The organism is Sulfitobacter alexandrii (genome assembly GCF_001886735.1).
Classification (GTDB): domain Bacteria; phylum Pseudomonadota; class Alphaproteobacteria; order Rhodobacterales; family Rhodobacteraceae; genus Sulfitobacter; species Sulfitobacter alexandrii.
The window spans coordinates 2,889,005-2,907,341 of sequence record NZ_CP018076.1 but is presented as its reverse complement, the minus strand read 5'-3'; the positions used below and the strand labels follow the sequence as shown (position 1 = coordinate 2,907,341).

At 58.9% G+C, this 18,337-nt stretch carries 14 protein-coding genes and 1 pseudogene; 12 read left to right on the top strand and 3 right to left on the bottom strand.

Annotation, left to right across the window (positions count from 1 at the left end; all coding sequences use genetic code 11):
- Positions 1-64: 64 nt before the first annotated feature.
- The 6 genes and pseudogenes from BOO69_RS14255 (at position 65) to BOO69_RS14230 (ending at position 7,797) form a co-directional block, all read left to right on the top strand.
- Positions 65-1,366, top strand: a complete 1,302-nt coding sequence (locus BOO69_RS14255; RefSeq protein WP_071972777.1) for a site-specific DNA-methyltransferase — start codon at positions 65-67, stop codon at positions 1,364-1,366.
- Positions 1,363-2,079: a DUF5681 domain-containing protein gene (locus BOO69_RS14250; RefSeq protein ID WP_071972776.1), complete on the top strand. Its 717-nt coding sequence runs from the start codon at positions 1,363-1,365 to the stop codon at positions 2,077-2,079. The genes BOO69_RS14255 and BOO69_RS14250 overlap by 4 nt, the downstream gene beginning before the upstream one ends.
- A gap of 82 nt (positions 2,080-2,161) precedes the next feature.
- Positions 2,162-2,359, top strand: a pseudogene (locus BOO69_RS22860) (integrase core domain-containing protein); the annotation flags it as partial.
- Between the two features lie 162 nt (positions 2,360-2,521).
- Positions 2,522-5,257 (top strand): glycosyltransferase, encoded by a 2,736-nt coding sequence (locus BOO69_RS14240; protein ID WP_172839550.1) that lies wholly within the window; start codon positions 2,522-2,524, stop codon positions 5,255-5,257.
- 108 nt (positions 5,258-5,365) lie between these two features.
- The gene (locus tag BOO69_RS14235; RefSeq protein WP_071972774.1) at positions 5,366-7,246 is read left to right on the top strand and encodes a class I SAM-dependent methyltransferase; all 1,881 of its coding nucleotides are present in this window, start codon (positions 5,366-5,368) and stop codon (positions 7,244-7,246) included.
- On the top strand, positions 7,240-7,797 hold the full coding sequence (locus BOO69_RS14230; protein WP_156874938.1) for a class I SAM-dependent methyltransferase: 558 nt from the start codon (positions 7,240-7,242) through the stop codon (positions 7,795-7,797). The genes BOO69_RS14235 and BOO69_RS14230 overlap by 7 nt, the downstream gene beginning before the upstream one ends.
- Before the next feature lie 5 nt (positions 7,798-7,802).
- On the opposite strand, the gene BOO69_RS14225 is transcribed toward BOO69_RS14230, so the two are convergent.
- On the bottom strand, positions 7,803-8,822 hold the full coding sequence (locus BOO69_RS14225) for a hypothetical protein (protein ID WP_156874937.1): 1,020 nt from the start codon (positions 8,820-8,822) through the stop codon (positions 7,803-7,805).
- A 95-nt stretch (positions 8,823-8,917) separates the two neighbouring features.
- On the opposite strand from BOO69_RS14225, the gene BOO69_RS14220 reads away from it, so the two are divergent.
- Complete coding sequence (locus tag BOO69_RS14220; protein WP_071972771.1) at positions 8,918-10,996, top strand: AMP-binding protein; 2,079 nt, start codon at positions 8,918-8,920, stop codon at positions 10,994-10,996.
- Positions 10,993-12,831 (top strand): beta-ketoacyl [acyl carrier protein] synthase domain-containing protein, encoded by a 1,839-nt coding sequence (locus tag BOO69_RS14215; RefSeq protein WP_071972770.1) that lies wholly within the window; start codon positions 10,993-10,995, stop codon positions 12,829-12,831. The genes BOO69_RS14220 and BOO69_RS14215 overlap by 4 nt, the downstream gene beginning before the upstream one ends.
- Positions 12,832-12,954: 123 nt before the next feature.
- On the opposite strand, the gene BOO69_RS14210 is transcribed toward BOO69_RS14215, so the two are convergent.
- Positions 12,955-13,683 carry a class I SAM-dependent methyltransferase gene (locus BOO69_RS14210; protein WP_071972769.1) on the bottom strand — a complete coding sequence of 243 codons (729 nt, stop codon included), beginning with the start codon at positions 13,681-13,683 and terminating at the stop codon, positions 12,955-12,957.
- A gap of 112 nt (positions 13,684-13,795) precedes the next feature.
- Here BOO69_RS14210 and BOO69_RS14205 point away from each other — a divergent pair, with 112 nt between their 5' ends.
- The 4 genes from BOO69_RS14205 to BOO69_RS14190 all read left to right on the top strand — a co-directional run bounded on the left by BOO69_RS14205 (position 13,796) and on the right by BOO69_RS14190 (position 17,069).
- Entirely contained in the window at positions 13,796-14,083 is a 288-nt protein-coding gene (locus tag BOO69_RS14205) for an acyl carrier protein (protein ID WP_071972768.1), read from the top strand.
- A 92-nt stretch (positions 14,084-14,175) separates the two neighbouring features.
- On the top strand, positions 14,176-15,378 hold the full coding sequence (locus tag BOO69_RS14200; protein ID WP_172839548.1) for a polysaccharide pyruvyl transferase family protein: 1,203 nt from the start codon (positions 14,176-14,178) through the stop codon (positions 15,376-15,378).
- A gap of 3 nt (positions 15,379-15,381) precedes the next feature.
- Entirely contained in the window at positions 15,382-16,248 is an 867-nt protein-coding gene (locus BOO69_RS14195; RefSeq protein ID WP_071972766.1) for a phytanoyl-CoA dioxygenase family protein, read from the top strand.
- Entirely contained in the window at positions 16,245-17,069 is an 825-nt protein-coding gene (locus tag BOO69_RS14190; RefSeq protein WP_071972765.1) for a phytanoyl-CoA dioxygenase family protein, read from the top strand. Before BOO69_RS14195 ends, BOO69_RS14190 begins: the two co-directional genes overlap by 4 nt.
- Before the next feature lie 341 nt (positions 17,070-17,410).
- Here BOO69_RS14190 and BOO69_RS14185 read toward each other — a convergent pair whose 3' ends face one another.
- Positions 17,411-18,268, bottom strand: coding sequence for a glycosyltransferase family A protein (locus BOO69_RS14185; protein ID WP_071972764.1), 858 nt, complete (start codon positions 18,266-18,268; stop codon positions 17,411-17,413).
- Between the last annotated feature and the right edge of the window lie 69 nt (positions 18,269-18,337).

Sequence of the window (18,337 nt, the reverse complement as noted above, 5' to 3'; positions counted from 1 at the left end):
TATCTTACGAACGAGGCAGTCGGAGTGACTCTGTCTGCGAGCAGCCACAGCAATGGAGCCAGCCATGGCCAAGCCTAACATCGAACAAATAGCGATCCGCGATCTTACACCTTGGTCGCGCAACGCGCGCACGCATTCCAAAAAGCAGGTGCGCCAGATTGCAGACAGCATCCGGACCTTCGGATTCACCAACCCGGTTCTGATCGACGAGACCCGAACTATTCTTGCCGGCCATGGTCGTGTCGAGGCCGCGAAGCTATTGGGGCGGGCGGCGGTGCCCTGCCTGCGGCTCGACCACATGAGCGAAGCCGAGAAACGTGCGTATGTGCTGGCGGACAACAAGCTGGCGCTCAACGCCGGTTGGGACGAGGATCTGCTGGCAGCAGAGCTTGGCGCGCTGATGTCGTCTGATCTGGACTTCGACATCGGCATCACCGGGTTCTCAATCCCGGAGATCGACGGTGTTCTGGCCTCGGTCGCCCCCGAAGAGCCAGGAGATCCCGAAGACGATGTGGTGCCGGAGAATGCGCCTCCGCGCGTGCATCCCGGTGATGTCTGGCAATTGGGGGGGCATCGCCTGGTCTGCGGTGACGCGCTGGACCCCGGGGTGGTGGACTTGCTGATGGCGGGCGCGCGGGCCCGCATGGTGTTTTCGGATCCGCCCTACAACGTTCCGATCGATGGCCATGTGGGCAACTCCGGAAAGACCCAGCACCGTGAGTTCGCCATGGCGTCAGGCGAGATGAGCCGAGAAGAGTTCACGGTCTTCCTCTCGGCGGCATTGCGTAACCTGGCGGATCACAGCCTCGACGGCTCGATCCACTTCCTCTGTATGGACTGGCGTCACATAACCGAGATGCTGGAGGCAGGGCAGGGGGTCTACGATGAGCTGAAGAACCTTATCGTCTGGGCCAAGGACAACGGTGGCATGGGTACGTTCTATCGGTCGCGCCACGAACTGATCTTCGTGTTCAAAAAGGGGACGGAACCGCACATCAACACCTTCGAGTTGGGGCAACATGGTCGGTACCGCACGAATGTCTGGGAGTACCGTGGTGTGAACACCATGCGGGCGGGGCGTATGGAGGAACTCGTCCTACACCCGACGGTGAAACCGGTGCAGATGATTGCGGACGCCATCCGGGACGTCTCCGGACGGGGCGACATTGTCCTCGACATCTTTGGTGGGTCTGGTTCGACCTTGATTGCCGCAGAGAAAACGGGCCGTCGAGGATATCTCTGTGAACTCGATCCGATTTATTGCGACCGGACCATTAGACGGTGGGAGCAGTACGCCCGGGATGAGGCTGAGCAGGTGCTTTGCGGCTGGCCGGCGTCTGAGGTGATCCTGGAGGCTGCCGAATGACCAAGGACAAGGCAAAGTTGCCCGCAGTTCGTCCCGGGACAAACTATGACGTCGGTTACGCCAAGCCGCCCAAGTCGAGCCGCTTCAAGCCCGGAACCTCCGGCAATCCGAAGGGGCGGCCGCGGGGCGCGAAGAACAAGCGCCCCGCGCTCAATGACGAACGCCTGAAATCAATCATCATTGATGAGGCGTACCGCGAGATCACGGTGCGTGACGGCAATCGCAATGTGTCTGTCCCTATGGCGCAAGCGATAGTGCGTGCACTGGCGGTGAATGCTGCCAAGGGTCAGCATCGCGCGCAGCGGCTCTTTGCAGAGATGCTGTCAAGCACGGAGCGCCAGAACAAGGAATTGGCCGATGCTTGGCTAAGTACGGCGATGGACTACAAGATCGAATGGGACCGTGAGCTGCAGCGTCGCGAGGCGCTGAACATCACGGACTTGCCATCACCACTGCCGCATCCCGACCAGGTGAAAATCGACATGAACACCGGTACGGCATGGATCGAAGGGCCCGCCACGAAAGATCAGGTTGCAGAACTGGAACTCTGGGAAGAGCGGCGTCAGGCATTTACCGATGAACTGACTGACCTGCGGAAGGCTCTTGCGGAGGAGACAGATGACAGCGTTCGCGCTATCCTCGAAGCCGATATCGCCCAGGTCGAGAAAACAGTCTGCATTATCCAGGAGTTGCTGGGAAGGATAGGATACTGACGGGCTGCATTGATCGGATGTTTCAAGCTTCCTCGAAAGAAGGTATTGCGCGAGAAAGTGTTCTTACAACAAGCATGAAGGCGGTCGTATCCGCAAGGCGGATGAATGTCTGAACGAGCACCAGTTCGACAACCTGCGCCATGCCCGTCTGTTGATTGCTGCGTGGCGTAACGACTTCAACCATCACCGACCACACACAGGCCTCGCTGGCATGACGCCAGCGGAATATGTTAACCGGTCAGAAGAGGACCAAAACCTGAACAGAGCTGACCTTAACTAGCGGACTCTAGGGGGAGCAGGTCAGCCTTTTTTCGAGCTCATGCAAAGGAATTGCTGTACGATCGTATGGAAAGGACTTCCGGTCTCCGGCGATAATGTTATACCACTTGAGGTTGTCCAAGAACCACTGCCACCGGTTGGCCCCACGCCTGAGAGAGTATCTATGCCGAATGCCGAAGATTTGACCAAATTGCCGTATCGACAAAGTGAGGCGCTGGGTCGAATTGAAAACCAGGTAGACGGCAAATACAGTGGTTGGCTGGTGGGTGCAGAGGATGGTACCGAACCGCTCGTTCTGAAAAATAGCATTCCCATTAAATTGCTACGAAAAGACATTCCGCGACGAGATGTGAACAATAAAGTTGGCCTGCCCGGTGATCTTGGGTTTGAATTCTCTGCCGAGGGCATCGAAATCGGTGATCGGCTTGAGTTGCATGCCTGCAATGGAGAGCGATCGTGGCTTGTGCACGTAAGAGTCGCAGAACAGCGTGTTCCGGCCGGGGCGATCCTGCAGCAGGTCATGAAGGCCAGACAGGTTGCAAAAAGACCTGACAGCGTTGCGATCGCGTGCTGGGAATCAAGCCACAACCCGATTGGCCGGGCCCATGTCCTTTACAACGTGATCGCCAAGCATCGCCCCGCCTTTCTGTTCTCGTTTAACTTTTCGGAATTTGGCACCAAACTGTGGGCACCCTTAGAAAATGAGAATTTTGATAGGATCGTCATCCCCTGGGATGACAGGCATCAGTATTTTTCGCTCTTCCAGATGGTGGGTCTGCATTTTCCAACGATCTGGCTGAGCAAGCCGAGGCTGCCCACATTCGAACTAGCGGCACGGATTTCCGGCAAAACAACGAAACTGATTCTCGACCATGACGACAACGATCATCATTTTTCTAAACAGACCAAGGCAGATCGGTACTATGGCCCGAATTCGGTGCCGCTGGCCTCATACCTACAAACGGGGATCACGGCCCATACCGCTGCAAGCGCCACGCTGGCGGCTGAATGTGATGCCGAAGTTGTCCGCCATGCGAGAGCCGCATATCAATACGTCACGCCACCGCCGGCAGATCCCGAAGCCATCAAGATCGGGTTCATTGGGACAGTGCGGCCCCACAAGGGCCTGATCGAAGCTGCGCGGGCCATTCGTGTCTCCAGCTGGAACTTGCAGATACCCCTGAAATTCCACGTATATGGCGATTTCAGCCCGGCATCGTTGAAAGACGAACTGACCGAACTGGGCGTCGTCGTACAAGATAATGTCAAAACCGCCGACCTGTTCGGCCTGCTCTCCACGTTCGATTTGGTTCTCACGGGGTTTCCGACACAGGGCGTCAAAGACGAGAGCATCACAAGATACCAGATTTCCTCCAAGATCGGCGATGCCTTGGCCGTGGGGCGTCCAGCGCTGGTCCCCTACAGTCAAAGCGTCGAGGATCTGGACAACATCAACGGGGTCTTCATTTTCCACAGCTCAACGTTTTCCGCGGCCATCAAGAATGCCATGACGCTGAAAACAGAGATCGGGCTACCGCATCAGTTCTCCTTCGATGGCGCCTATGAGGCCTTTCATGCAGCCGAGGCAAAGGCTACGACACCTCCGATAAGTTTCCGCCTTTTAGGCAAAGACACATCCGAACAGGCCCTTGCGGTCCAGAACACGCTGGTCCTTCTTTGGAAACAGAATGATGCGGGTATCTACGGCCGGCGCGTTGATCAGATTGCGCGATCCTACAAATCGCTGTTTCCGTCCTTCCGGGTGATCGTATTGGAGTTTTGCCATCGGGCAACTTACGATGCCATCGCCAATCAGACCTTTGAATTTTCCGGTGATGCAAAGATCGTCAGCCCCGCAATAGACCGGAAGATCGCCAGATCTTACAGGGACGCGTACGGTGTCGATTATCACACTATCCTGCATTCCACTGCGGATTCCCTAAACAACGACTTCATATCCTACCTGATCGAGCAGAGAATTTCTCCGACGCACAGCACGCTGATCCTGTTTCCCGTAATTCGTTTTCTCGAACAAGTCTATGACATCATTTCGCAGTTCCATTGCATCATAGATATCGTAGACAATCAGTTTCCCTGGTCGACCGAAACGAGCAAGAAGTATGTGGGATCGCAATACTTCAGCCTGACCTCGATGGCCGAGACGCTGGTATTCAACTCTCAATTCAACGTGGACTTCTTCAAGGATTACGGAATGATCACGGATCAGGATATTGAAAGCGGTAGAGTTTCAGTTATCTCGAATTGGTACTCGGGCGCTGAAGTGCAGCCCCCCGAGGCGGGTATCGGGTGCGAAACTGGGTTCAACATCATCTATTCTGGGAACATGAACGACAGAATCGACTGGGGTCTGCTCGAAAGCATAACCTTGATCTCCAATGACATTACGTTGCACCTCGTCGGTGCGGCACGGCGTCGGATTGATGCCTTGGGCAGACTAACCGCCAGACGAAACGTTGTTTACTGGGGCCCGATGCAGGAATCTCAGGTTCTGAACCTGCTGCGCAGTTGCGATCTCGCGATAGTGCCGCATGTGTCGGACGAGGTTTCATCCTACATGAACCCGCTGAAAGTACATATGTACCGGGCCATGGGCGTACCTGTGATTTCAACCGACGTGCTTGGCCTTACGGCGGATGAGGGACTGTCGATCTTCCCTGATCATGCCGGATTTCTCGACGCGGTAAAGCTTGCTTGGGAACAACATTGCCTGTCGGGCAAAGTGTCCCGGATCGACCTGCCGAAAGACGACGAGAACCCTTCAAAGCATGCTTACATGAAAATCCTCATCCAATCCTTTGCCGGCAGAGAGGACAAGAAAAGGCCGCAGAACGATCAAGTCCCAGGGGGGGTGAGAGAATTGCTCCTACCCCTCGGCTGATAGTATCACCGACAATGCGATCCCGGCCCCTATCGCCAGACTTTTAGAAATGCCGTGCCCCCTGTCCGGCACAGGGCGGCTGGCTGAACTTACTTCGTTCAAGGAGATATGAATTTGCAGGAATCCCAACAAAACGGGCTGTGTACAATCTGCGGACACCAGGGAAATTTCACACTTGGGAATGAGCGGTCCCTGCGCGAGTCCTACGCCTGCCCCAACTGTCGGTTCACCCTACGTTGGCGTGATCAGGCCAGTGTCATCATCGACGAATTCGGTCGCGGACAAGCCCTGTCGATCGACGATCTCGTCTCGAAAAATCTGCTGCAGCAAGTCGCCATCTACGAACCCGCATTGCGGGGGCCCTTTGTCCAGCGCCTGCGGGGGCTGAAAAATTACACCAGGTCCTATTTCCGGCCCGATGAGCCGCTTGGCACCGAATCTTCGGATGGCGTCCGCAACGAAGACCTGACGCAGCTGACCTTCGATGAAGACAGCTTTGATCTGATAATCTCATCAGATGTGATGGAGCATCTGCCCAACATCGAACTTGCCTTTGCCGAGACACTGCGTGTGCTACGGCCAGGCGGCGTGCATGTCTTTACGATCCCCAACGATTTTCCCTTCCCCGACCGCACGGAGCCGCGCGCGAAGATTGTGAACGGCCAAGTGACCTTCATCAAGCCCGCGCGTTATCACAACTCCGGGGACGGGACGAAATGTCTGGTCTACACGGATTACGGCGCTGATATTTCCGACATGCTGCGCTCCCTTGGCGGACGGCTGGCGGTGGTGCGCCGCAGCATCGCCCATAATCCAAGCTATACCAACGCAACTTTCGTGTTGCGCAAGATCGTGTCCGCCGGCGCGCGGCGCCCGGTCAGCCACCTCGGGCAAAGCCCGGCCTTAAAACACCAGCCGCAAAACCCTGACCCCGCCTTCGCGAAATCCGGGGTCAATGAGATTTCGTCACAGGCCCCTGAACTGGAATGTCCGATTTGTCAGGGAACGGAATTTGAGGCCTTCAACGGGCGCGACAACGCCCGGTGTACAAAGTGCAGAGGTGTGGAACGCAACCGACTAATGTGGATGACGCTTGACCGGCTTGGCGGTTTCCAGCCCGGCAAACGAATTCTGCATCTTGCGCCGGAGCTTGGGCTTGCGCGCAAGCTGACGGAACTGTCTGGCGAGGCCTATCAGGGCGCTGATCTGGATGTGGAGCGCTATAAGAGCAAGTTCATCAAGATGCGCAAGCTGGACCTTTGCACCGACCTGGGCGAAATCCCCGATGCCAGCTACGACATGATCCTGCACAGCCATGTTCTGGAACACGTGCCCTGCAACGTGGAAACCGTCCTGCGCGAAATGGACCGGATTCTGGCACCGGGCGGCATTCATTTTCTGTCTGTCCCGATCCGGGGAGAAAAGACAGTCGAGGATCTGTCGCCGGACCTCACCGATGCCGAACGGCTCGCGCGCTTCGGGCAGGAGGATCATATGCGGATCTTTGGCTCTGCTGACCTGCAACCGCTGCTGACCAAGGTCTGGGGACCGGGCGACCATCTGATTGAACCCATCCAGTTGTTCAAACGCGACGACCTGCGCCGGGCGGTCATTCCGACTGTCGCATGGCAGGGCATTTCGGGTCACAGCATCTTTCACTATCAGAAAGGTGCCCGCCCGCCGGCTGAGGCATTTTCGCAGCCAAAGCAGGAAAAAAAGGCCCCGGCACCGAAATCCGCTGCACAATCTTCTGCCGCCGCGGTTATCAAAGCCGCCCCTTTCGTTTCAATGGTCCGTACAGAACGCGACGGTGCAGAGTCTGTCTATCCAGCCGAAGATGTCCCCCCGGTTCTGATGCCATCCTCGGCCTGGGCAAGCTCAGACGCGACCAACCATGGCCCGATTTTCCTTGGGACGAACACGCGCCCTTTCTGCTGGCGCTGGATTGCAACGGCGACGGGGGCCGCGAGATCATACAACGCATGTTGATTGAACACGATGTAGGTCTGATGGTCGAAATCGGCTGTTTTCTAGGCGGCTCATCCAGGCATTGGCTGAACGCCAAGCCGGATCTCGAACTGATCGGTGTGGATCCGTGGAATGGCAACTGGGCCGAATATGTCGAGGGCATGTCGACCCATCCGACGATGTCGCGTCATGTAGAACATCTTTCCGACCGTGAACTGGAAAGGATTGTCGGGCTGCTGAGGGAATACGGAAACTACCCCGTGGCACTGAACAATCTGCGCGCCTACAAGGACCGCTTTTATCCGCTGCGCCTCTCGTCACCGGAAGCGCTGTACTACCTGCACCGCCGCAAGATCTGCCCGGATCTCATCTATATTGATGCCTTCAAGCACGAGATCGACCTCCAGATTGCGCATCATCTGTTCCCGGATGCCATCCTGTGCGGTGACGATTGGCTTTGGCCGGACGAGACCGGGAAGTTCGTCATGCAGGACGTGGTCAAGAACTTTGCCCATGAACAGGGTTTCGAAGTCGAGGCCAAGCGTCAATCCTGGGTGCTGCATCGCCGATGAGCCCGTCAGTCTTGCACAGGTTCAAGGGTCAGGATCGGCCCGACATATATCCGCAATGGCCTTTCCCGGACGCCCTTGTGCAAATGGATGTCCTCGGCGGGTTCTGTAGACGAGATCGTCAATCCCTGAAGGTCGAATCCGCGCATTCTGTCAAAGGCCAATACGCCGACCCGAGAGACGTTGCTGTTGGGATCAATCGTGGTCAGGGGCAAAGCTTCACCGGAGGGCTCCAGTGCCACACTATTGCGCCCACCCGCGCGATGAAACATATAGACAAGGCCCTGCGCCCTTACCGTCCGGCCAAGCTGAATCCTGGCCTCGGCCTCCTCGATCCGAGCAAAATCAAGCGGCAAGCCAAGGCATTCATGTTGCTCCCTCGGCCAACCCGCCAGCATCGGTGCGGTCGGCAAGACACCGCGCCGCATGCGCGGGCGCGGCAGACTTCGCCCAGTCAACGACGGCTTCCTGTTCAGAAAGTCGATCAGAAAGGGCGTCAATGTTTCTGCCATGGCTTCGCCGCCCTCCTTTGTGGTGTGGGTCTCGTCGCGCATCCATGCCGCAATCTGGCTGGCCCCGTGTTGTGCGATCCAGCCTTCGGCCAGGTCGATCATAGGCAGATCCAGTTCCGTGCAGAAGCGGCGAACAAGAGCGTCGAAATCAACATAGATCTGCCGCGTCCAGTGCCGCAGGTGCAACATGAACGCCGCCTCTGCCCCACAGTCCTGAACGGTGAGAAGAATATCGGCCAGCAGCTCACGGCCATTCTCCTCGGTCGAAAGCGGATGCATGGCGTAGGCCGAAGAGTTGATTTCCAAGAGTACATGGGTAAACGGCCCCAAAGTCTCTGCCGCGGTACGGATGTAGGGGGGGATGACCTGTGGCTGCAGCGCGCCCAAGCCGACGCGAAAGGCTTTCAGACCCGGCCAACCGGATTTGAGGCGTTCGATCGTCGGGATGGAAAAGCCACTTTTTGTGGCCACGTTCGAAAAGCCGATAATCAAAAGCTTTGGTTCAGTTCCTGTCATTTGTCCCGTTTTCGCTTTGCGCCACCCGCACATAGGATGATACCTCCGCTCGACTTGCAACTCGAAGCTGTGACATTCACCTCAAAGGACAGGAGATGACGGACATTGCCGATATCGCGCGCCGCCCTGGTCTGGCTTCCGGCGACTTATTGCCTGCGGTTGTCATGTCGCATGCGCAATCCCGGACCGAAGAGGTCGCTTTTCATTACCTGACCCCCGCAGGTCCATCGCAGGAACTGACCTATGGTGCTCTGGGAGATAACGCGCGCACCATGGCGCAGGGGCTTTTGGTGGTGGGCTGTGGAAAAGGGGAGAGGGTCGCCCTGATGTGCAGTCATGGGCCTGCCTTCGTGACCGGGCTTATCGCCATTCTCATGGCAGGATGTGCCGCAGTTCCTGTCGCCTTACCGGCAGGGTCCGCCATGCGGTCGCGTGCAGCAGCGATCCTACAAAAGGCCGGTTGCGTGGCAATTCTGACAGGTGCGAGCCAAGCGGAAATTGATGCGGCAGCGGCAGACGGTCTGTTTGAGGGGCATAGCTTGCTCCGCATCGACGACCTTGCAAAGCTGGGAGCCGCACAAGGGGACGTGCCGCTGCCGGTTATCCATCCCAAGGACGTTGCGATCGTGCAATATACCTCCGGCTCAACCAGCGCGCCGCGCGGGGTAATGGTGACGCACGCCGCCCTGACTGCGGTGCAGCAGGCGATTGCCTCAGCGGTACAACCACGCGCAGAAGAGCGGGCCCTGACCTGGCTGCCGCCGGAACATGACATGGGGCTGATGGGCGGATTGCTGTTCAACCTCTGGTACGGGGGTATCACCTACGTGCTCTCTCCGACCGTATTCATCAAACGGCCTATTCGGTGGCTGGAAGCGATCAGCCGTTTCAAGGCAACCATCTCGGTTGCACCGAACTTTGCCTTTGATCTTTGTGTGCGGACAATCCCGCAAACCCGCAGGTCCGAGCTGGACTTGCGCGCGTGGCGGACAGCATTGAACGGGGCCGAACCGGTGCAGTCGAAGACGTTGAACAATTTTGCGCAAGCCTTTGCGGAGTGTGGTTTCGAGCCACAGGCATTCCTGCCCTGCTATGGATTGGCGGAAGCCACGCTTCTGGTCTCCGGTGCAAGTCGGGGCAAAGGGGCCACATCCCGATGGTTCGACCCCAAGGCAATGGAACAGGGCAGCGTCGTCACCACCAAGAGCGGCACGGGCCGCTGCCTTGTTTCTTCCGGGCCGGTCCGGACAACAGGTGGTGTAAAGATCGTTGCACCCGATACACTACATCCCTGCCCGCCGAACCGGATCGGGGAGATCTGGATTGCAGGGGATAGCATGGGCAGCGGCTATCTGGGATTGCCCGAAGACAGCCGAAGGACTTTCGGTGCCTATACGGCAACGGGGGAAGGTCCCTACCTTCGCAGTGGCGATACCGGGTTCCTGCTTGATGACGAGCTTTTTGTCACCGGGCGGATGAAAGACATCGTGCTGTGGCACGGACGTAGCTTGCATGCCGCCGATCTTGAACTGGTTCTGGATGGGGCAGAACCCCATGTTCGTCGCAGCCGCATTTCGCTTCGGCAAACCAGCGAGAATGAAGTCGTGGTCATGGCAGAGATTTCACCCAACCGGGACACCGCGCCTGTGACGGCAGAGAACAACGACCACATAGACCTTGCATCGCGTCTTTGGCGGCGGCTGATGGCGGAAACCGGGGTCGAGGCGGATCGTGTGGTGCTGGTTCGGCCCGGCACGTTGCAATGGACATCGAGTGGCAAGATCAGGCGCAGCGCCAGCCTTGCCCGGCTGCAAAGCGCGCCGCAGCAGGTGCTGTGCGATTGGAGGCCGGATCTCTCGAAATCGAGGCAAACCCAGCTTGTCGCAATCAGGGCACTGGCCGAGACAGCCCGGCACGGTCCGCCGGATGCTGTTGGCCTGCTCGATTTCTTTTTGGCATGGGTCGCTGCCGCCACAGATGCCCCTTTAGACGAGGTCGATCCCGATCTGCCCTGGAGCGACCAAGGACTTGATTCACTGATGATGACCGACCTGTTGCTTGACCTTGAAAGCGCGATCGGGGCCCAAGTACTGACCGAAGAGCTCTTTGATCTTTCCGACCCGCGCCTGTTGGCAACGACCCTGGCAGCCCGCATGAAAGCGCCAGAAACATGATGGATCGGGTCCCCATTGCAGTTGTTGGCATGGCCTGTCGGTTTCCGGGGGCAGATTCCGTGGCGGATCTGGCGGACATGTTGCGGACCGGCCGCATCGGAACCGGTCCCGTCCCGTCGGCACGTCTGGCTCTTATGGGAACGGAACGGTTGCCGGTCCGGGCGGTGGGGCTGGTGGACAACATCGACAGTTTTGATCGCCACCCGTTTCGCATCTCTGGCAGCGAAGCGCCCTTGCTGGACCCCCAGCAGCGCCTGGTCCTGGAAATGGCCTGGCATGCGCTGGAGGACGCGGGCCTGTCTCCTGCCAATCTCGACGGCACTTCCGCCGGCGTTTATGTCGGCGTGGCATCGTCCGATCATGCGATGCAGATAGCGCGCACAACGGGATTTTCCGGCAATGCTCATCTGCCAAATGCTGTGCAGAACGCCGCAGTTTCCGGCAGGGTCAGTTACTGCCTTGGCCTGACCGGGCCGTCTTTGACAGTGGATACGGCCTGTTCTTCAGGACTGACAGCCGTGACCCAGGCGGGTGACGCGCTGCGCCTGGGCCACTGCGATATTGCGTTGGCTGGCGGTGTCAATGTGCTCCTGAATCCAGCCGGTTTCATGGCATTGGGGAAAATGAATGTCTTGTCCCGGACGGGCCAGACACATCCTTTCGAAGCGCGTGCGGATGGGTTCGTCCGGTCAGAGGGCTGCGGGATCGTGGTTCTCAAGCGGCTGCCGGATGCGCTGGCCGATCATGACCGCATCCACGCCGTTTTGCCGGGTTGGGCAACCGGCCAGGATGGGCGCAGCAACGGCTTGAGCGCTCCGTCCCGCGCAGGACAGGTCCGGGTCATCACACGGGCGATGCGGTCTGCCGGGGTAACGGTGGACGATATCGGCGCAATCGAGGCGCATGGATCCGCAACAGCAGTTGGCGACGCAATCGAAACACTGGCGCTGGCAGAGGTCTTTGCCGACAGAAAGCATCCCTCCGCCGCGCTTGGGTCGATCAAGGCCGCTGTCGGCCATCTGGAAGCGGCAGCGGGCATTGCGGGCTTGATCAAGGCGGTTTTGATGGTGCGGGACAACATGCTGCCGGGACAGTCAGGTTTTGAAAACCCTTCCCCTCGAATCGACTGGAAAGCGCTTCCGCTTCACGTGCCGCTAAGCACAGGGCCATGGCAAAGCCCTCGCCGGATTGCAGGTGTCAGCTCGTTCGGCATCAGCGGGTTGAATTGCCATGCGATCGTCTGTTCTGCCGAAGACTGTGCAGTGGCAGCGCCCAGCGCTATCGCCCGATCAACAGCAGGTGGCCACCTTTTCTTACTCTCTGCCGCCAGTCCTGCGGCGCTATGCAACCGGGCAAGACAGCTTCTTGTCGCACTGGACAATCCGCAGGTCTGCTTGCGCCAATTGTCGGCCATGGTAACGCGCCGCTGGGTCGGTTTGAGCCTGCGCGCAGGGTTTCAGGCAGGGACCATCGCAGAGGCCAGGGCGGCGGCGGGCAAGATCACGTCCGAGCCGACGCAAGTCCCCGAACGCCTTGTGGGGCCTGTCATGCTTGAAACGCCGGAACCGTTGTCCCACGCCGCGTTTGAAACCCTTTGCCGAGCCTGCCCGGACCTCGTTGCACCGGATGCCGGTCGCAACGGCGCTGTCACCGTCCGTTGCCCGACCGGAGAGATCCCGGCAGCCCTGCTTGGCCTGCATCTTGCCGGTGCGGCGCTTGATACCCGCGCCGTGACAGCGGCGGACCCAACAGCCCCCGACCTGCCGGGCTACCCATTTGACAGGCGACGCTGCTGGTACGTTGACACCCCGCCGCCGCAAGCCGCGGGAAAGTGAACCGCTGCTGAGGTTCTGGCAATGGCAAGGACAGTGGTTGCGCCCCCGGGTGGGCCACATCCCGCAACACGGACCAGCCTGTTGGCACGATCCGGCGCGCAATGCATCCGGGACAAACCAGGGTCAGCCGGGTTTCACGGCATAAACCAGAAGATAGCCTGAAACATCTTGCTCGATGGCGCGCCCGTAGGCGTGCATCGCATTGGCATGCATGGCCTTGGCAAACGGCGCGGCGGTATCGTCCAGGATGTCGATAATTTCGACCTGTTCCAGACCTACATCTATCAAGGTTCGGGAATAGTCGCTGACGGAGGCTTCGCTGTTGACGGCGGGAATGAAGGTCGTCGGCCTGCGCGCCAGGACATCGGTCAGGATCAACCGTCCGCCGGGCACAAGAAGCCTGAGCACCTCTTCAAAAAAGCTGCGGCGCGGCTGAAAATGCATGGCGGCTTCGACAGAGTGGATGCAGTCAAAGGTCTGGTCCGGAAAATCCATCGCCGTTGCGTCCATCTGATGAAACTCGGTACGGGGACCGGCATGATTGAGTTTGGCATGGGCGATCTGGCGCGCGGAGTAGTTGACTCCGGTGATTTCTGCGTCCGAGTAGGCAGCTGCGAACATCTCGGTGCATGCGCCAAGCCCGCATCCAACGTCAAGAACGCGACGGGTGTTGCCACGCCCCGGATCGGTCTCTACATGCAGTTGGACCAGCCTTTTGGCGGCCTCAGGTAATGTGGCAACCTGCCCACCATCGGCATCGCGCCAATAGCCATAGTTGTACAGATCGCTTGCACCAAAAAGGCGGCGCAGAGCTGGATGAAGAATGGCGAAATCATAATCACTTTCTTTCAATCTCAGGGCGCATTCTCTTGACATGATTGTCCTTTTGGTTGTCGTCTGAGGAAAAGAATTATAGCATCTGAAGTCAATTGTTATTCTTCGTTCCACCGCTGAAAGGACGTCCATGCCCATCATAGCAGCTTCGGAGGACACCATGCGCGCGACTGCGATCAGCGACTGGATGGTGAACTACATTTCATCTGTGATCGACATGCCGAAAGACTCTTTCCCGGTCAACGAGCGGTTCGACAATTATGGTCTGGATTCCGTCGAGATCACCATCATGTGCGGAATGATGGAAGAACAATACGAAATTGAGGTCAGCCCGAGCGAGGTCTTCGACAACCCTTCCGTTGCGGCGCTGTCTTCGCATATCGCGCAGCGGATCAGCGAACGTTCTGCCACAATATGACATCGGTCGGGCCCGGATCAGAATGCTCCAACAATGTTCTGATTTCAGGCATGTTCGACATGCTCAACTTCGGAGACCTGATGTTTCCCGTGGTGGCGGCGCATGAACTGGGCCTACGCGGATACCAAGTGCAGGCGCTTTCGCCGACCGGGGCCACGATCAACCTCAAGCAGGCAGTGCCGAGCCGTCCCGTGTGGTCGGCTCTCGATCCTGGCAGGTCATTTGCAGGCATCCTGATCGGAGGCGGCTACATCGTGCATACGCACCGAATGGACACCATGATGGAATATCGCGGTCAAGGCATTGGTGCGGCGGTCGCGCCCTCCGTTTGGCTGGGGTCGACCCTCGCTGCGGCGTTACGTGACGTGCCCATTGCCTGGAATGCGCCGGGCGTACCGCACCCTTTGCGCCCGCGTGTTGAAGTCCTCGCCGCCGCAGCCTTTGCCGCTGCGGATTACCTTTCCCTGCGGGATGCAGGGTCCGCGCGCATGGCTAATGTCCCGACAGCCACGATCGTGCCGGACCCGATCCTGGGGTTGGACCGGGTCTGGCCTCGGGACGGATTGGTCGATGACTTTTTTCGCCTTTGCGCGCAGCTAGGGTTGGACCGGCAGGATCGCATTCTGGCCGTTCACGTGCGGCAAAGATCTCTTGGCGGTGAACCGATCCCGTCCTTTGTAAACGGACTGGCGGCAGCTTGCCGGTCGCTGGACCTGACGCCTGTCCTGATCGGGTTGGGCACAGCCCACGCCGATGACCGCATCGCCCGCGAGCTTGCGGCGACACTCCGCGATCGCGGCGTCTGGGCTGTTGCGCTTGACCGGCCCGAGGGGTTGCGCGACGTCGCGGCCCTGCTTGCTCACGCAAGGGCCTATGTAGGTTCTTCCCTGCATGGCTACATCGCCGCGACGGCATATGGCGTGCCGGGGCTTTTGGTTGCAAGGCCTGCCTATCGGAAATTCGATGGTCTGGTTGCCCACCTAGAGCGCCCCCAGGACCTTTTAAACAACTGGGACGCGGCACTGGCCGCACTTCCCCGGGCACTTGCCGCACCATCGCCTGCCTTGCCGAAAGCCACCTCTGAACAGCTTCGGTACCATTGGGACAACATCGCGGCAGCCTTTGCCGCCGGACCGACCCCAAATCGGCCAGCAAGACTGCGTTTCGCAGCGCTTGCCTTCAACACCGGGCTGGAGCGCGACGGGCCAAATTGGGCGATAGCGCCTTTCACCACTGCAAAAGAGCGCGCGGCCGCACTGGATGGTGCGGACGTGCGTGAGATGGAGCCTTTCTGAAGCATGAAGCCGCTGTCCCCTACTCGTTCTTCCGGACTAGACGCGATCCAATGCGAGAGCTTTCACCGCGACGGGGTTCTGCACCCGATTGACGTGATGACCGAACACGAGGCCAAAGCCCTCAGAGCGCAGATCGAGGCGTTGGAGGCCCGAAAACACGGGCGCTTGTCCGGCCTTGTGCGCGCTAAGCCTCATCTGCTGATGCCCTACCTTTGGGACGTGATCCATGACCCCCGTATCGTTGACCGGGTCAGCAGCCTTTTGGGAGAGGACATTCTGTGCATCGGCTCCAGCGTGATCGACAAACCAGCACACTCGGACGGCTATGTCGCCTGGCATCAGGATGCCACATTCTGGGGATTGGATGAAAACAATGGCGCAACCGCCTGGCTTGCCCTAAGTGACGCCACAACCGATTCTGGTGCCATGCAGGCGATTCCCGGCACACATGCGCGGCAGCTTCGCCATCTGGACACAGGTGATGCCAAGAACATGTTGGGCGCCAGAGAGGCGGTCGACGCCCAGCTTGATCTGAGCCAAGCAGTCTGGATGACGTTGAAAGCGGGGCAAATGTCGCTGCACCACCCACAGGTGCTGCATGGGTCCGGGCCAAATACCTCAGATGACCGTCGCTTGGGGTTTGCCATCCGCTATACATCCGCGCGGGTCCGCCAGGAAGGTGGCACCGCGACGCTGGTGCGCGGCGAAAACCTGGCGCAGGTTCCTCTTGAAATCCGGCCAGAGGCTGAAATGGCCGCCCCTGCATTGGCGCGGCACGCCGATATCATTCGCCAGGGAGGAAAGGTAATCCGGAACGCCAAAAACCGCCATTTTGCCGAAGTGAACGGACAGGTGGATCATCCGCAATGACAGTCACCTTTGCACAGGATTTCGCGCGAGAAGGTTTTGCCAGCCCCGTCAGGGTCATGCCGCAAGAGGCGGCGGCTGACCTTACGAGCCGTCTTGAACGGGCCGAACGCCGGCTTGGCCAAGACGGGTTTGCCCGGCTCAATGCGAAAGGTCACCTGCTATATCCGTTCCTTTGGGACCTTGTGCACGACGACCGTATTCTTGACCACGTCGAGAAAATTCTCGGGCCAGATATTCTATGCTGGGGATCAAGTTTCTTTTCCAAGGATGCCGGATCATCCAGCGTGGTGCCTTGGCATCAGGATGGCACCTGCTGGGGTCTGGATGCGCCCAAAGGGCTAACCGCATGGCTTGCCCTGACCCCAAGCACACCCCAGAGCGGGTGCCTACGCGTGTTGCCGCGCAGCCACCTGAGCGCGCTCCCACACGCGGTCAGGAACGCACCGTCATCAATGTTGCCCTTGGGCGAAGAGGTCGCGGGCGACGTTGATGAGGCAAGCGCCGTGATGTGCCCGCTTGAGCCGGGTGAAATGTCGCTCCACCATGTCACGCTGGTCCATGGGTCGGCCCCCAATCAGGCAACCTCCGGCAGGCGCATCGGATTTGCGATCCGCTATATCGCTGGTGATGTCAGACAACTGGGCGATCAAAAGGGCTATGCCACGCTAGTTCGGGGGCGTGACCACGCCACCTATCTTCTGGAAGAGCGGCCCCAAACCGATCTTGAACCAGCAGCCTTGCGGCGCTACCGCGACATCCTGAGGCATTCAGCCACTCTGGTACAGCGCGAAGCAGCCGGGCTTGTACAGCAGCCGCGCTAGAGCGTGTCGCGTTCATTCGAATTCACACGACGAACTCTTACTTGTTTATGTCGCATATCCGAGGAGTTCCAAACCGGTTCCCACTCTGAACGAAAAGCTCTATCGGCAAATGCTCTCGGCTCTGATTTGCACACGAAAACATATCAAGAATGACATGTCTTCATATGCAAAGGACCGGAGGACGGGGCGAGCAAAAGCACTGGGGCCGCTATCGCACTTCGCGTAGAATTTGAAACGCCAATACCGTCCCAAGTTACGCGCTCTCGGGAAAGTGACGATGTCGTTTACCTAAATTCAAAAGCGGAACGCTGTAACCGGATAATTTCGAATATCCGAGGCGGCTAGCTGCGGGTCATCACGCCTGTCCTTGCATCATACAGCCAGCCGGGCGCGCGCTGCTTGCGCGGTGGTTTGCCGCGCAAGCGAAGATAGTTCCGCGTTGCTTCCTTTACGATTCGTATCGCTTGTGCAGCGTCGGACGTCGATGTGCCGCCGTGGATCTGATGAAATGTCGCCACCCCGGCCATGCGGATAAACTGCGTACCGGGGTGGTTCAGCGCCCGGTCCAGCATGTCGGGGTTGCACATGCCACCGCCCGGCTCCGTAAAGATGGGATCAAAGCCGCCGAGGGCTGACCAGGTGTCGCGATGCAGAAACAGGGCATTCGATTCCAGTATCGGCCCGGTGACCTGGGCCTCTTCGGGCCATGACACGGCAAAAAGGTCCGCTGCCGGATCAGGCCAGCCGGCCTGCGCCAGCAACGCGTCCTCGGTCGACCTTTCATATCCATGTTGCGTTGCGCTGGCCTGCCGATCGAACCCGAACTGCCGATTGGGAACTGCAATCACCGGGGCCGGATGCGCCTCGGCTGCGCGCGCCACCGCAGCCAGCAGGCCGGATGAGGCCATGCGCGCGCCATCAATCCATGCGCCGACGATCCTGCCCCGCGCCAGTGACAGCGCCTGGTTCATCGCATGGACCGGCGAGGGGCCGGGGTTGCCTGCCGCGATGATTTGCGGGACCGGTATCATCTCTGGTGCGATGGGCAGATGTTCGGAGCCGTTGTCGACCACGATGATTTCCCAGCTCAGCCCTTCGGCGTCCTGCTGAAAAGCGCGCGACAGTGACCAGAGCGTGCGCGGCAACTCGCGGTCCATCCGCCAGCATGTGATCGCGATCGAAATATCGGGTGTCGCCATCTCAGCGCCTTCCGTTTGCGAGACACTGGGCTTAATCTGCACGATGGCACCATTCTTTTAAAGACAGGC